Here is a 14,135-nt window from a genome sequence, read left to right as displayed (position 1 = left end):
ACAAACCAAAGATGAGCTTCTACTTGATAGGAAACAACACCGAGTGCAATCAAATTAGCAAGTACTGCCGGTGATCGGCCAAAGTACTTTCCGCGACGATAACCAATGGCAGAGGCTGCTAATCCAGCAGCCCCAAGTAATGCAAAAAGCAGCACACCCAAAAAAGGAAGCAGTTCAAAAGAATCAGTTGTAAATGTGAGCACAATCAGCCACAGGGCGAGCAATACAACCACCCCTGCCTCAACAAAGAGTAGGGATGCCACTAGTGCGCGTGCCTTAGCCGCTTTGGCAGGATCTTGACTCATACGAGGAGATTAACTGAAGTGAGGACTCAATGCTCTTTTCACATGATGGAATTCATGATTCTCAAACTCATTTGGCATCTCCAACATACTTTTATGACCAATTACGTCGTGAAATTTCATTAGCAACCCGCACCGATAAACCGATTGCATTGATAAAAATCCTCTTCGATAATCCTGACTCTGATCAGGTTCGCGCATATGACATCTTGCATTTTTCCTATGAGCTCACACAATTAACCAGGCAAGAAGATTGCATAGGCAGGCTCGGGGTAAATGAGGTTGTCATCATCGTTCGAGATGGGCGCGGAAACGCTGATCTCTTTGTAAAAAGGCTCCTTGACGCTACATCACTGACGGTTAATCACACGCTAGATATTAAGATTGGAACCGTTTACGCGCGTGATAACGAAGACTCTCTCAAGCTGCTAGATCGATTGGATCGTGCTGAATTAGTTACTAGTTAAGAATTAATTAGTGACAAATACACGATTAATTGCAATAGCTTGATTTGGTGTGCCATCGGCGCCACCACCTTTAACTCCAGCCTTTGCAATCGCTTTAACAATATCTAAGCCTTGTGTAATTGTGCCCCAGATTGTGTAGTTAGCACCAAGAGTTGTATCTGCAAAGACTAAGAAGAACTGACTTCCATTTGTTCCTGGACCTGAGTTAGCCATTGCAACTGTTCCGGCTGGATAATTATTAGCAGTTGCAGTGGGTAGATTTTCATCGCCATAGGTGAAGTTAGGTCCACCACTTCCTGTTGCTGTTGGATCTCCACATTGCAATACATAAAGACCTTGTGTGGTTAATCGATGACACAAAGAGTTATCGAAGTATCCACGCTTAGCCAAAGTAGATAGCTGTGTAATCGTAATTGGAGCTTTTGCTCCAACCGTTGTAATGACAATATTTCCACAATTCGTTTCAAAGGTAAATATACGAGCTAATTTCTTAGGAAGCTTCTGAGCTGGAGCAACATCTTTAGGGGTATGTCCAGATGCTTTAGTTGGCCCACACTTAATAGCTGCAACCTTTACATTCTTTGCTGCTCTGCTCTTTGTATCAGCAACGGCTGATGGGGAAAGGAGTACTGAGATTGCAATAGCTGCAATCACCGTCCGCTTCATAGAAACTCCTTGTGTCATGTGAGAAATGATAAATCTAAATCCTGTGAAAACCCTTAATTTATTCCCATTCAATGGTGCCAGGTGGCTTGCTTGTTACATCTAAGACCACTCGATTGACCTCACGGACCTCATTTGTTATGCGGGTAGAAATCTTCTCAAGAACTTCATAGGGAACTCTTGACCAATCGGCAGTCATGGCATCCTCGGATGAGACTGGGCGCAACACGATGGGGTGGCCATAGGTACGGCCATCGCCCTGAACACCAACGCTTCGAACATCGGCCAGCAGGACAACTGGACACTGCCAGATGTCACGATCTAGTCCAGCGGCCTTTAACTCTTCTCGGGCAATCGCATCTGCTTCCCGCAATAGATCTAGCCGCTCTTGTGTCACTGAACCAACAATTCTGATTCCGAGTCCAGGGCCAGGAAAAGGTTGACGCCACACAATCTCTTCTGGCAATCCAAGTTCTAATCCAACTTGGCGAACTTCATCTTTAAATAATGTGCGAAGTGGTTCAACTAATGTGAACTGTAAATCATCGGGTAGTCCACCAACATTGTGGTGGGATTTAATATTTGCTGTTCCTGTGCCGCCGCCTGATTCAACAACATCTGGATACAAGGTGCCTTGCACTAAAAACTCTACATCTCCCCCAGCTGCAATATCGCGAGCGGCTGCTTCAAATGATCTAATAAATTCGCGGCCAATAATCTTTCGTTTTTCTTCGGGATCTGTAACATCTTTAAGGGCGTTAAGGAATTGATCCTTGGCATCAATTACAACCAACTGCACACCAGTTGAAGCAACAAAGTCGCGCTCTACCTGTTCTGCTTCACCCTTGCGCAATAATCCATGATCCACAAAAACACATGTCAGTTGATTGCCAACCGCCTTTTGAATAATTGCTGCAGCAACTGCTGAATCAACACCACCTGATAGTCCACAAATGACTCTCTTGTCACCAATAATTTGCTTCGCCTTTGAAATCTCTGTTTCTGCAATGTTTGCAGTTGTCCATGTTGCATCACACTTGGCAATATTGACGAGCCAATTGCGCAGAATTGCTTGACCGTGCTGGCTATGTAGAACCTCCGGGTGAAACTGGACCCCGGCAAGCTTTCCGGTCGCATCTTCAAAAGCTGCTATCGGCGTATCTTCTGTTACGGCACTTACTGTAAATCCGGCAGGTGCTTGTGTTACCGCATCCCCATGGGACATCCAGACTTTTTGCTGTGCTGGCAATCCAGTAAATACCTTTGAACTTGGCTGAACAGTTGTCTCTGTTCGACCAAACTCTGACTTACCGGTCTGGCTTACAACGCCACCAAGGGCTGCTGCCATCGCTTGGAAACCATAACAAATTCCAAAGACTGGAATCCCGAGTGCGAAAATTGCGGCATCAACCTTTGGTGCATTCTCTGCATACACACTTGATGGCCCACCGGACAAAATAATTGCACTTGGGTTTTTGGCTGTAACTTCAGCAGCTGTGATTGATGATGGAACAATTTCGGAGAAGACATTGGCTTCGCGAACCCGACGTGCAATTAACTGCGCGTACTGAGCACCAAAATCAACAACTAGGACTCCACGCGATTCAGCCACGATGAATAAGTACCTCTACGCGCTGGAACTCCTTCACATCTGAATAACCACATGTTGCCATTGCGCGACGAAGTGCACCGAACAAGTTCATAGATCCATCTGAAGTATGTGATGGTCCAAGTAAAATCTCTTCCAAGGTGCCAACAGTTCCCACATTTACGCGCTCACCGCGTGGAAGTACTGGGTGATGTGCTTCTGATCCCCAGTGCCAACCAAGTCCTGGTGCTTCGATCGCCTTTGCAAGTGGTGAACCCATCATGACCGCATCTGCCCCGCATGCAATTGCCTTTGCAATGTCACCACTTCGACCAACTGCGCCATCTGCAATCACATGAACATAACGTCCACCTGATTCATCCAAGTATTCACGGCGAGCAGATGCGACTTCAGCAACTGCCGATGCCATAGGCACTTCAACGCCCAAAACCTTGCGAGTTGTGTGTGTTGCCCCTCCACCAAATCCAACCAATACTCCTGCAGCACCTGCGCGCATTAAGTGAAGTGCTGCTGTTGAGGTTGCAACTCCGCCGACGATCACAGGCACATCTAGTTCATAAATAAACTTCTTAAGGTTGAGCGCTTCTCCTTCGGGTGCAACATGTTCTGCTGAGACAGTTGTTCCGCGGATTACAAATATGTCTACGCCGGCTGCAATTACCGCCTTGTGAAACTCTGCTGTGCGAGCAGGTGATAACGATGCTGCAACAGTCACACCAGCATCTCGAATCTGCTGAATACGCTCTTTAATAAGTTCTGGACGAATTGGAGCGTTGTAAATTTCCTGCATGCGCTTAGTTGCATGCTTATCTGGCATCGAAGCAATTTCACCCAGTGGAATACGTGGATCCTCATAACGAGTCCACAACCCTTCAAGGTTAAGTACTCCTAATCCGCCAAGCTTTCCAATAGCAATTGCAGTTTCAGGTGAAACAACAGAGTCCATTGGCGCTGCCATCATGGGTAGTTCAAATTTATACGCATCGATCTGCCAGCCAGTAGAAACATTTTCAGGATCACGCGTACGGCGGCTTGGCACAATTGCGATGTCATCAAAAGAGTAGGCAGTGCGAGCACGCTTTCCAGGTGCGATTTCGATGTTATTCATGAGCGGCCCTTCTTCTGGTAATTAGGAGCATCAGCAACATGTGCCACATCATGTGGGTGGCTTTCCTGCAACCCTGCTGCTGTAATTTGAATCAAACGTCCTTCGCGGCGCAAAGTTTCGATATCTGGTGCGCCCGCATATCCCATGCCTGAGCGAAGTCCGCCCACAAGTTGATGAACAACTTCTGCAACCTTGCCACTAAATGCAACCTTGCCTTCAATGCCTTCTGGGACAAGTTTGTCTTCAGATAAAACATCGTCCTGCATATAGCGATCCTTTGAATAAGACTTTTGTTCACCGCGAGATTGCATCGCACCCAGTGAACCCATTCCGCGATATGCCTTGTATTTAACACCGTTGATTTCAATTAGCTCGCCAGGAGACTCTTCACATCCTGCAAGTAGCGAACCAAGCATTACTGAGTTTGCACCAGCAACAAGTGCTTTGACGATGTCACCTGAATACTGCAAACCACCATCTGCGATTAATGGAATTCCAGCTTTATTACATGCCTTTGATGCTTCAAGAATTGCTGTTACTTGTGGAACGCCTACACCTGCTACAACACGGGTTGTACAAATTGATCCGGGACCAACGCCAACTTTTACAGCATCTGCTCCAGCATTAATGAGAGCCTGCGCCCCTGCACGAGTTGCAACATTGCCACCAATGATTTCAGTGGTTGGAGAAAACTTTTTAATACGAGCAATTGCATCTAATACTGCGCGGTGATGACCGTGCGCCGTATCAACAACAACAACATCGACTCCTGCTTCGATTAATGCTTGCGCTCTAGCAAATCCATCATCGCCAACTCCAACGGCGGCTCCTGCAAGTCCAACATTCTTGACCAATTTAACGTGAGTAACTTGCGCATCAATCGGAAGGTTGCGGTGGATGATTCCAATTCCGCCAGCCTTGGCCATTGCTATGGCCATTTCAGATTCTGTAACTGTGTCCATCGCTGAAGAAACCAGCGGAACTGCAATTGAAATATTGCGTGTTAGCTGAGTAATCGTGCTGACTTCTGAAGGAACTACATCTGAGGCATCTGGGAGCAAAAGAACATCGTCGTAGGTCAGGCCAAGCATTGCGACCTTATCTGTATCGCTCACGCCGCCCCCTTGTGCATATCGAAGGCCAAAGTCTATCGGGGCTTTTATAGCCCTACTGCACGCTCAATCTCAGCACAGGCTTGAGATAAATCGCTGACATGGGCTACAGGGCAATCAGAATTCACCGTCCACCCTGGTCCACCGATAATGACACGAGGGGCAGGTCGAATAGCGGGGATATCTGTGTAGAAGCGCGAATCTCCATTATGGGATAACTGAGCCCAAAGAAAAATGGCCGGTGGCGCAGAGCGAGTAATAACTCCACTCAGTGCTTCTAGAGGAGTTCTAGCACCCAAAAAATAGGTTGAGATATTTTTTTCAGCTAGCGCAGATGCCAATGCATGCAAGGCCAGCGAATGTGTTTCTTCGCCAACTGATGCAAGTAGCACCGGCCGTGGGTTACAAGGCTCTGCCACCTCAGCGGATTTCTCTCGAAAAACTGATTTAAGAATTTCGGAGAGTAGATGCTCTACTTCAATTCCGGTTTGAGTTTTTTCCCATTCATCACCAATTAAAACTAAAAGCGGGACAATGACTTCAGACCATGATGCAATAACTCCATATAGATCAATGTCTTTTCGCAAGGCATCTTCGATAAATTTTTTATCAAGCAACTTGGCCGCCTTATGAAGTGCGTGAACCAAATCCTCCCGAACTTCGTACTTTTCGATGACCTGTGCAACTGAAACTGGGCCCTGAAAGCTTTTTGCTTGTTTGGCTGCATCTGCCGGCGAGACACCTGCGGTAATTAACTTGCGCATAGTTATCAGAACTGCCAGATCATGCGGGCGGTAGCGGCGATGCTCACCCGCCTCGTGGGCCGATGGACCGAGGCCATAGCGACGGTCCCAGGTGCGAAGAGTGGCTGGGGCCACGCCTATGCGGCGGGCAACGGCGGCTACCGTTAAAAGCTCCTCTTCCATAGGCTTATCGTGGCGTGAAGTGGCCTAACTCACCACCTGAAAACACCGCAAAACGGGCTTTCAAGGCACAGGTACTTGAACAACCTATGGCGCGGTTGTACAGTATCGACATGGCCGAAACTTCACGTTTACCCCGTCCCGTTGCCGATGAATGGGAATGGCAGTACCAGGGTTCATGTCGCGAGCTTCCTTCTGAGATGTTTTTCCATCCAGATGGAGAACGCGGACCCCGTCGTCGCAACCGTGAAAACACTGCCAAGGCTGTGTGCGCATCATGCCCAGTAATTGCTGCCTGCCGCGCACATGCCCTTGCTGTGCAAGAGCCATACGGAATTTGGGGAGGTTTATCAGAAGATGATCGCCTCGCAATCATTGGAAAAGATGTCAAGACCGATGTTTCACACGCTTCATAAATTTCCTTCCTCCTAAGGAGAAAAGAAAAAGCCCCGCAGATAAAATCCGCGGGGCTTCTTTCTATTCTAATTAGTGAGAGTGTCCACCTGGGCCATGTGAATGTCCGTGTCCACCTGCAGCATCAGCTGCAGCTTGTTCTGCTGGCTTCTCATAGACAACAGCTTCTGTTGTAATAAACATTGCAGCAATTGATGCAGCGTTTGCTAGTGCTGAACGAGTTACCTTAACTGGATCGATAACACCATCAGCTGCTAGATCGCCATACACATCTGTTGCAGCGTTGAAACCTTCGTTGTGCTTCATTGCGCGAACCTTTGCAACTACTACGTAGCCTTCAAGTCCTGCATTTTCTGCGATCCAACGAAGTGGCTCATCACAAGCCTTGCGAACTAAACGAACTCCAACAGCCTTATCGCCTGTGAATCCAAGATCGCCTTCAAGAGCATCGGCTGCATGCACAAGTGCTGCGCCTCCGCCAACAACGATTCCTTCTTCAACAGCGGCGCGAGTTGCAGAGATTGCATCCTCAAGACGGTGCTTCTTTTCATTGAGTTCAACTTCGGTGTGTGCGCCAACCTTGATTACGCATACTCCGCCGGCAAGCTTTGCAAGACGCTCTTGTAGCTTTTCCTTATCCCATGAAGAGTCGCTATTTTCGATCTCCTTGCGAAGCTCAGAAACACGAGCAGCAACTGCTGCCTTATCGCCAGCTCCATCAACGATGGTTGTTGCATCCTTTGTAACAACGATGCGACGAGCCTTACCTAGATCTTCAAGAGTTACGCTCTCAAGTTTCATTCCAAGTTCTGAAGAAATAACTTGTCCGCCTGTTAGTACTGCGATGTCCTGCAGAGTCGCTTTACGACGATCTCCAAAGCCAGGTGCCTTAACAGCAACTGAAGCAAAGACTCCGCGCATGCGGTTAACAACTAGCGTTGACAGTGCTTCGCCTTCAATGTCTTCAGCGATGATCAATAGTGGCTTTGAAGCCTGTGCAACCTTTTCAAGCAAAGGCAAAAGATCTGACAGAGCAGACACCTTGTTTGCTGAGATCAATACGTAAGCATCCTCAAGGATTGCTTCCATGCGATCTTGGTTAGTTACGAAATACGGTGAAATGTAGCCCTTGTCGAACTGCATTCCCTCTGTAAATTCAAGATCAAGTCCAGTTGTTGATGCCTCTTCAACTGTAATAACTCCATCTTTACCAACACGGTCCATCGCTTCAGCAATTAATTCACCGATTGCACGATCTTGTGCAGAAATTGTTGCAACATCTGCAATCTGTGGCTTTCCATTAACTGGAGTTGCCTGCGAGCGCAACTTCTCTGAAACCGCTGCTACGGCCGCTTCGATACCAATCTTGATATCCATTGGCTGTGCGCCAGCTGCAAGGTTACGAAGTCCTTCTTTAACCATTGCTTGAGCTAGAACAGTCGCTGTTGTAGTTCCGTCACCTGCGACATCATTTGTCTTCGTCGCAACCTCTTTAACTAACTGAGCTCCCATATTTTCAGCAGGATCTGATAGTTCAATTTCCTTTGCAATTGTCACACCATCATTAGTGATGATTGGCGCACCAAAAGACTTACCGATAACAACGTTGCGACCCTTAGGTCCCAGAGTTACCTTTACTGTGTCAGCAAGAATATTGACACCGCGCTCCATGGCACGGCGTGCTTGCTCATCAAATTGAAGACTCTTTCCCATTTACTTCTCGATTACAGCGAGAATGTCGCGAGCTGAAAGAACAAGTAGATCTTCTCCACCGTGCTTGATTTCAGTTCCGCCGTACTTGCTGTAAAGAACAACATCGCCAACCTTGACATCCATTGGAACGCGCACGCCATCATCAAAGCGACCTGGGCCTACTGCGATAACAGTGCCTTCCTGTGGCTTCTCTTTTGCTGTATCTGGGATAACAAGACCTGATGCTGTTGTTGTCTCAGCCTCGTTTGCCTTGATAACGATGCGATCTTCTAGTGGCTTTACTGCCATGGTGTGACTCCTTTTGTTCTGTTTCCTCGTGCGACCAGAATTAGCAGACTCGGGTCGTGAGTGCTAACGCAAACTCTAGGCGGGCTAATCCCTCACAGCAAATCAGGGATTACAGGCTTACAGTGGTTACAGGCAGGCTGGAATCAGCGTCAAAGGCCACAGGGCTGGGCGTGCGGCCCGCAGAAACCATCAATGAGCCCAGGGCAGCGACCATCGCCCCGTTATCGGTACACAGCCCGGGGCTCGGAACCCTTAACAAGATCCCCGCCTTATCGCACCGTTCTTGAGCCACGGCTCGAAGCCTCGAGTTAGCTGCAACCCCGCCAGCAATAACAAGTGAATGAATCCCTGTTTGTTTGCAGGCAGCAACAGCCTTTAAAAGCAGAACATCAACGATTGCTTCTTGAAAAGAAGCAGCAACATCGGCTCGAACATAATTTGGTGTTGCCTCCAAATATCTAGCAACTGCCGTTTTCAAACCAGAGAATGAAAAATCAAATGGCCGCGTTAGCCAGTCATTAGAAGTTGTTAAGCCCCGAGGAAAATCAATTGCTATTGCACTACCTTCATGTGACAACGTATCAATGGCAGGACCACCCGGGAAACCTAACTTCATCACACGTGCGATCTTGTCGAACGCCTCACCTGCAGCATCATCCATGGTCTCGCCAAGTTTTGTAATAGAACCGGTGATGTCATCTACTTGTAACAGCGATGAGTGTCCACCACTAACTAGTAAGGCAATAGTGGGATCCAAAGGATTGCTGTGTGTCAGCGAATCAACACTCACGTGGGCAGCTAAATGGTTAACGGCATAAATTGGTTTGTTCAAACCAAGTGCAAGGCCTGCTGCGGACCCCACACCAACTAGAAGCGCGCCAACTAATCCTGGACCCCCAGTAACAGCAACTGCGTCAATATCTTTCAAAGATAACTTGGAATCTTTAAGTGCTTGGTGCAGCGTTGGAATCATTGCTTCAAGGTGGGCACGGCTTGCAATTTCAGGTACAACTCCCCCAAAACGTGCATGTTCTTCCACGCTAGATGCAATTACATTGGCCAATAACGTGCGTCCACGGACAATACCGACAGCTGTTTCATCACAGGATGTCTCGATACCTAAAACAATTGGCTCGCTCATGACAGCTCCAATCGCATTACTTGGGCATCAAGGCCAGCACCAAAATAATCCTTACGGACATTAAGTTTTGAATACCCTAATGATTCATAGAGACCTATCGCATCAATGTTATCTGTCTTGACTTCAAGCATCATTGCTGTTGATCCTTGCGCATTGGCCCAATCGGTAATCAAAGCTATGAGTGCTTTAGCAATACCTTTTCCGCGATGGGCAGGCACAACACCCACAGTCAAAATATCTGCTTCAGCCTCACCCGGCGCAAAAACCCCCGCGTAACCAATGATGCTTTGTGCAGCATCCACGGCCACGACAAAGTGACGAGTTGGGCTTGAAAACTCTTCTTTGTACTGGGATGCAGACCACGGTGAATACGGAAACAACTCTTTATCTAAAGAAACAAAAACAGGAAGATCAAAGGCATTGGCCTCGCGATAAGTAATCATGGACGATCCGCCGTTGCAACTGCATCTGGTCTGCGTAGATAAATTGGCTCAGTAATGTTTCCAGGTAACTTAACCAGTGCCTGCATATCCGGAAAGAGATCTGCATGTATTGGTGCACCTGACACATCAGCTGGAAAGTTAACCGCTGGTTCTCCAACTCGAACACCGTCTGTGTAGCGGGCCCAATAAACTTCTTTACGTCTCGCATCAACGGTAATGATGAAATCTTTCTCATCTACCTGTGCAGCTATGGCATCTAGCGAACAAACACCACGAACTGGAATATCGCGGGCTAATGCAAAACTTTGAGCAAAGGCGATGCCAACTCTTAAGCCCGTAAATGGCCCAGGACCCATTCCAACTACAACTTCATCGACATCACTGACTGCTAACGCCTCTTGAATTAATGCAGGAAGAGAAGGTCCGTGTGCTGTTGCACCATCTCGGTGCCCACTAAACACAAGGGTGTCCCCATCGATAATTGCTACTGATGTGCGAGAGGTTGATGTATCTATTGCCAATATTTTGCTCATAATGCAAACCCAGCCCAGCGAGATCCAACTGGTGTGATCTCAACCTTTCTCACATCATTACTACGATCAATAGTGATCTCTAGTCGATCTTCACTAAGACGCGCAGATTCTGCCCCGCCCCATTCAATGAATGTGATCGACCCGGCAATATCTAGATCTAAATCATCAAGATAAAGGTTGGGATTTTCAGAATCAACTAAACGATAGACATCGACGTGAATAAAGGGCACCGCCGCTTTGTGGACTCGTGAAATAACAAAGGTGGGTGAAGTGATGCCACTGATTCCAAGGCCCGCACCAACGCCTTGTGCCAAGACTGTTTTACCGGCACCGAGTGGGCCGTTGACAAGGACAAGATCTCCAGCACGCAAATGGGCTGAAAGCTTTTCGCCTAACTGCTGCATTTCATCAGCGGTTGCAATGGAGATCATTGGTCAAGGATAAAGTAAAAGCAGGGCCAGGATTACCTGGCCCTGCTTCTTACTACCCTCGATTTACTGCGATCGATGTATTAGTTATTTCCGTAAGACTTCAACCATGGTGCACGGATGCCCTTGTCAACTGAAAGGTTGCCAGCTTTACGTACCGCTGTGTACAACGCTCCACCTGAAGGAAGTCTTCCGCTGTTTGAAGCTTGAACCATTGACTTTGCGACCAACACTAATTGTGCTGATGTGAAGTTACAGTGGTTAGTTCCCTGCGCTGCAGGTGTTGAAGTGATTGGTGACCCTGCCGCATCAAACTTTGTGTAGCTACTTGGAGTTGTATTCCAGAGCATCAAAAGCTTGTTTGTAGGTGTCTTGAAGTTACGAGTTGTCTGATATGCCTTGATAGCAGCAGCCTTTTCAGCTGCGTACTGCTCTGCGTATAGATCAACCAGACGCTGTGAGGCACCTGCAGGAGTAATTGGATCTGCAATTCCAACCATAAGAACTGTTGGAACATTGATCTTTCCTGTGTTGGTGTGTAGCGCGTTCATCTTTGCAACAGCTGCTGGATTAGCAACGGCGCGTGGTGCACCTGGGTTTGCAGCAGATAATGCACCCAAGAGTGCATCAATTACTGTGTTACCAGATAGTGCTGCGTTATAAATAACACGCTCTCCATCAATTCGGGCTGAGTAATCAGTCTTTGTGTTATCAAAGATTGCTCCGCCTGCTTGAGCTTCAACATCTTGTGTTGCAAGAACAGCAAGTGCTGCAGCATTTGTTCCGTTTTCAAGGATTGCAAGTGCTGGGCTAAGTGCCAATGGGAAAGTTAACTTCAACGCACCCTCAGGACCTGAGATTGAGTCAAAGTGTGCTGATTGAGTTGGAAGTCCAGCCATCAAACCAAGTAGCAGCAATGCACTTCGTGATGGAACTCCAGCTGCAGCTAATGACTTTCCAGTTGCAGATGAAGTATCTGGCCATGCACCAGTTGCTAGTGCTGCTTGCAACTTGCCCATAACTGTAAAGACTTTACCTAAGTCAGCGTATGACTCTGCAACACCTGCAGCACCAGCTGAGTAGCTTCCACCCTTGATCGTTGGATCAAAGAGAACCTTTACTCCCCATAGGAAGTCTCCAGCCATTGTTAACTGAGGTGTGATGTTGTCTGCCATACACATTGGTGCAACTGCAGAAACTAGTTGAGGATACTTTTCAGCAAGACCCTGAGTAATTACGCCACCAAGAGATGATCCCCATGCAACAACTTTGGTTGTCTTTGGGAACTGCTTCTTGAATGTGTCAATGAGCTCAACGTTTGTCTTGATCGCTGAATCTGGATTCCACCCTTGACGAGCAAAACCTGATCCTACGATTGCAATACCTTGGCTAAAGAAGTACTGGGCAACTGCAGCGTTTCCACCAGGAACTGGCTCTGGCGTATTAGTGATCTTATATCCACCAATGAGAGGAATTGCTGCAGGAATATCTACGTTGTAGCGGTATCCGTGTGAGTACAAAGCAACTGTGCCGTTGAAGTTTGCTGGAACCTGCATTGCATACGGTGCGCCATCTGATGTAACACCAACACAAGATTGGATTGGGCTCTTGCCATCACACGCAGGTGCTGCATTAGCAACTGTTGGTGCTGTGACTAGAACTGTTGTTACAAGTGCTGTTACTGAAAGAAGCGAAAGTAATCTTACTTTTTTCATTAGTTAGGTAATCCCTTCGCTGGCATTGCTGGACGCTTGTATGTTGACTTAACAACTGGACCAGATCCTGAATCGGTTGTGTAAACAACATATGAACCGCCCACTGGAGCAAGATCACCAGTTGGTGAGTACTTTCCAACCCAATAGCCGGTTAGACCAACGTGGCTAGTCTTTGAATAACCAAGCGGCACTAGTGCTGCGTTTGCAAAAGTTGCACCCTTGCTATCGATCGCTTCCATCAATGACTTGCGTGTTGGATTCTGGCCAGCTGCCTTAAGAGCTTGCGCTGCCATAAATGCTGAGTTCATTCCAAGTAGAACGTTTAGATCAAATGCTGATCCTGGAACTGCCTTTGCATAGATATCAGAGAATAGTTTGACGTATTCATCCTTCATATCTGTAGTTGCTGGAACTGGTGAGAAACCAATCGCGTTATATAGAACGCCTGCTGGAACACCAGTCAATTTAATTGTGGTTGCATCTCCACCAACTGAACCAAGCATCCACTGTGGTGCGTACTTCAACTGCGCTGCAACGCCAAGCATTGCAGAAGTCGCACTTGATACATCGAAGAGAATTACAACGTCGGCTTCAGCAGCCTTAAACTTTGTAATCCAACCCGCTGCAGCTGCAGCTGTTTGTCCACCTGCTGGGTAAGGAACTTTGACTGCGAAGTTGACTCCGGCGGTCTTAAATCCTGCGAGAGCATCTGTTCCGAAGTCGTCATCCTGATAAAGAATTCCAATTTTCTTACCGGCAAAATTTTCCTTGATGTACTCACCCATGATTTTTGCTTCCATGATGTATGAAGGCAAAACTGTGTAAGTAGTTGGGTACTTCTTAGCATCTGCAAATCCACTAAATCCTGTGTTAACAAACAACACTGGAACACCGCGGCGGGCTGGGTTAACAGATGAGGCAACCGCCTTAACGTTTGCAGTTCCTAGTGGTGCAAGAAGTGCCATAACCTTGTCTTTGAGGATAAGTTCATTTGTCTTTGAAACCGCTTCAGTTGGGACATAACGATCATCCTTAACAACGAGGGTTATCTTGCGACCATTGATTCCACCATTTGCATTGAGGTAATCAAAGTATGCCTTTGCTGCACCTGGAATCTTGTTATAACCAAGTGATGCTGTACCTGTCATTGGCACCGTCATACCCAATTTAATTTGAGTTGAGGTCACGCCAACTTCTGCCGCTTGTGCCGGAAGAGCTGTTGCAGCTAATCCAACTACGGCCAGTACCGCTGAAGCTGTAATCAGCTTGCGACGGT

At 47.4% G+C, this 14,135-nt stretch carries 16 protein-coding genes; 2 read left to right on the top strand and 14 right to left on the bottom strand.

Going from position 1 to position 14,135, the window contains the following annotated elements:
* On the bottom strand, positions 1 to 305 hold a 305-nt coding region (locus tag AC9UEY_RS02845; protein ID WP_509537472.1), incomplete at its 3' end, for a hypothetical protein.
* 29 nt (positions 306 to 334) lie between these two features.
* Here AC9UEY_RS02845 and AC9UEY_RS02840 point away from each other — a divergent pair.
* On the top strand, positions 335 to 769 hold the full coding sequence (locus AC9UEY_RS02840) for a nucleotidyl cyclase domain-containing protein (RefSeq protein WP_509537469.1): 435 nt from the start codon (positions 335 to 337) through the stop codon (positions 767 to 769).
* A gap of 3 nt (positions 770 to 772) precedes the next feature.
* Here the strand turns inward: AC9UEY_RS02840 and AC9UEY_RS02835 are convergent, their stop codons facing one another.
* The 5 genes from AC9UEY_RS02835 to AC9UEY_RS02815 all read right to left on the bottom strand — a co-directional run bounded on the left by AC9UEY_RS02835 (position 773) and on the right by AC9UEY_RS02815 (position 6,187).
* On the bottom strand, positions 773 to 1,453 hold the full coding sequence (locus AC9UEY_RS02835; RefSeq protein ID WP_509537466.1) for a peptidylprolyl isomerase: 681 nt from the start codon (positions 1,451 to 1,453) through the stop codon (positions 773 to 775).
* Between the two features lie 40 nt (positions 1,454 to 1,493).
* Positions 1,494 to 3,044 (bottom strand): glutamine-hydrolyzing GMP synthase, encoded by a 1,551-nt coding sequence (gene guaA, locus AC9UEY_RS02830; RefSeq protein WP_509537463.1) that lies wholly within the window; start codon positions 3,042 to 3,044, stop codon positions 1,494 to 1,496.
* Entirely contained in the window at positions 3,037 to 4,149 is a 1,113-nt protein-coding gene (locus tag AC9UEY_RS02825) for a GuaB3 family IMP dehydrogenase-related protein (RefSeq protein ID WP_509537460.1), read from the bottom strand. Before AC9UEY_RS02825 ends, guaA begins: the two co-directional genes overlap by 8 nt.
* Positions 4,146 to 5,240, bottom strand: a complete 1,095-nt coding sequence (guaB, locus tag AC9UEY_RS02820; protein WP_509537483.1) for an IMP dehydrogenase — start codon at positions 5,238 to 5,240, stop codon at positions 4,146 to 4,148. Before guaB ends, AC9UEY_RS02825 begins: the two co-directional genes overlap by 4 nt.
* Positions 5,241 to 5,308: 68 nt before the next feature.
* Positions 5,309 to 6,187 (bottom strand): MerR family transcriptional regulator, encoded by an 879-nt coding sequence (locus tag AC9UEY_RS02815; RefSeq protein WP_509537457.1) that lies wholly within the window; start codon positions 6,185 to 6,187, stop codon positions 5,309 to 5,311.
* 110 nt (positions 6,188 to 6,297) lie between these two features.
* Here AC9UEY_RS02815 and AC9UEY_RS02810 point away from each other — a divergent pair, with 110 nt between their 5' ends.
* The gene (locus AC9UEY_RS02810; protein WP_509537480.1) at positions 6,298 to 6,600 is read left to right on the top strand and encodes a WhiB family transcriptional regulator; all 303 of its coding nucleotides are present in this window, start codon (positions 6,298 to 6,300) and stop codon (positions 6,598 to 6,600) included.
* Positions 6,601 to 6,670: 70 nt separating this feature from the next.
* Here the strand turns inward: AC9UEY_RS02810 and groL are convergent, their stop codons facing one another.
* The 8 genes from groL to AC9UEY_RS02770 all read right to left on the bottom strand — a co-directional run.
* Positions 6,671 to 8,311, bottom strand: coding sequence for a chaperonin GroEL (gene groL, locus AC9UEY_RS02805; RefSeq protein ID WP_509537454.1), 1,641 nt, complete (start codon positions 8,309 to 8,311; stop codon positions 6,671 to 6,673).
* A complete protein-coding gene (gene groES / locus AC9UEY_RS02800; protein WP_509537452.1) occupies positions 8,312 to 8,599 on the bottom strand; it encodes a co-chaperone GroES in 288 nt (95 codons plus the stop codon). It abuts the gene before it with no gap.
* A 109-nt stretch (positions 8,600 to 8,708) separates the two neighbouring features.
* Positions 8,709 to 9,740, bottom strand: coding sequence for a tRNA (adenosine(37)-N6)-threonylcarbamoyltransferase complex transferase subunit TsaD (gene tsaD, locus AC9UEY_RS02795; RefSeq protein WP_509537450.1), 1,032 nt, complete (start codon positions 9,738 to 9,740; stop codon positions 8,709 to 8,711).
* On the bottom strand, positions 9,737 to 10,183 hold the full coding sequence (gene rimI / locus AC9UEY_RS02790; RefSeq protein WP_509537447.1) for a ribosomal protein S18-alanine N-acetyltransferase: 447 nt from the start codon (positions 10,181 to 10,183) through the stop codon (positions 9,737 to 9,739). The genes tsaD and rimI overlap by 4 nt, the downstream gene beginning before the upstream one ends.
* Positions 10,180 to 10,716, bottom strand: a complete 537-nt coding sequence (tsaB, locus tag AC9UEY_RS02785; RefSeq protein ID WP_509537444.1) for a tRNA (adenosine(37)-N6)-threonylcarbamoyltransferase complex dimerization subunit type 1 TsaB — start codon at positions 10,714 to 10,716, stop codon at positions 10,180 to 10,182. The genes rimI and tsaB overlap by 4 nt, the downstream gene beginning before the upstream one ends.
* Positions 10,713 to 11,147 (bottom strand): tRNA (adenosine(37)-N6)-threonylcarbamoyltransferase complex ATPase subunit type 1 TsaE, encoded by a 435-nt coding sequence (tsaE, locus tag AC9UEY_RS02780; protein WP_509537441.1) that lies wholly within the window; start codon positions 11,145 to 11,147, stop codon positions 10,713 to 10,715. Before tsaE ends, tsaB begins: the two co-directional genes overlap by 4 nt.
* A gap of 80 nt (positions 11,148 to 11,227) precedes the next feature.
* Positions 11,228 to 12,859: an alpha/beta fold hydrolase gene (locus AC9UEY_RS02775; protein ID WP_509537438.1), complete on the bottom strand. Its 1,632-nt coding sequence runs from the start codon at positions 12,857 to 12,859 to the stop codon at positions 11,228 to 11,230.
* A partial coding sequence (locus AC9UEY_RS02770; protein WP_509537435.1) for an ABC transporter substrate-binding protein occupies positions 12,859 to 14,135 on the bottom strand: 1,277 nt, incomplete at its 5' end. The genes AC9UEY_RS02770 and AC9UEY_RS02775, both read right to left, overlap by 1 nt.

The organism is Candidatus Planktophila sp. (assembly GCF_040402275.1).
In the GTDB taxonomy this organism is placed as follows: domain Bacteria; phylum Actinomycetota; class Actinomycetes; order Nanopelagicales; family Nanopelagicaceae; genus Planktophila.
The sequence above is the reverse complement of the archived record's forward strand: the minus strand, read 5'-3'. Positions and strand labels throughout refer to the sequence as shown.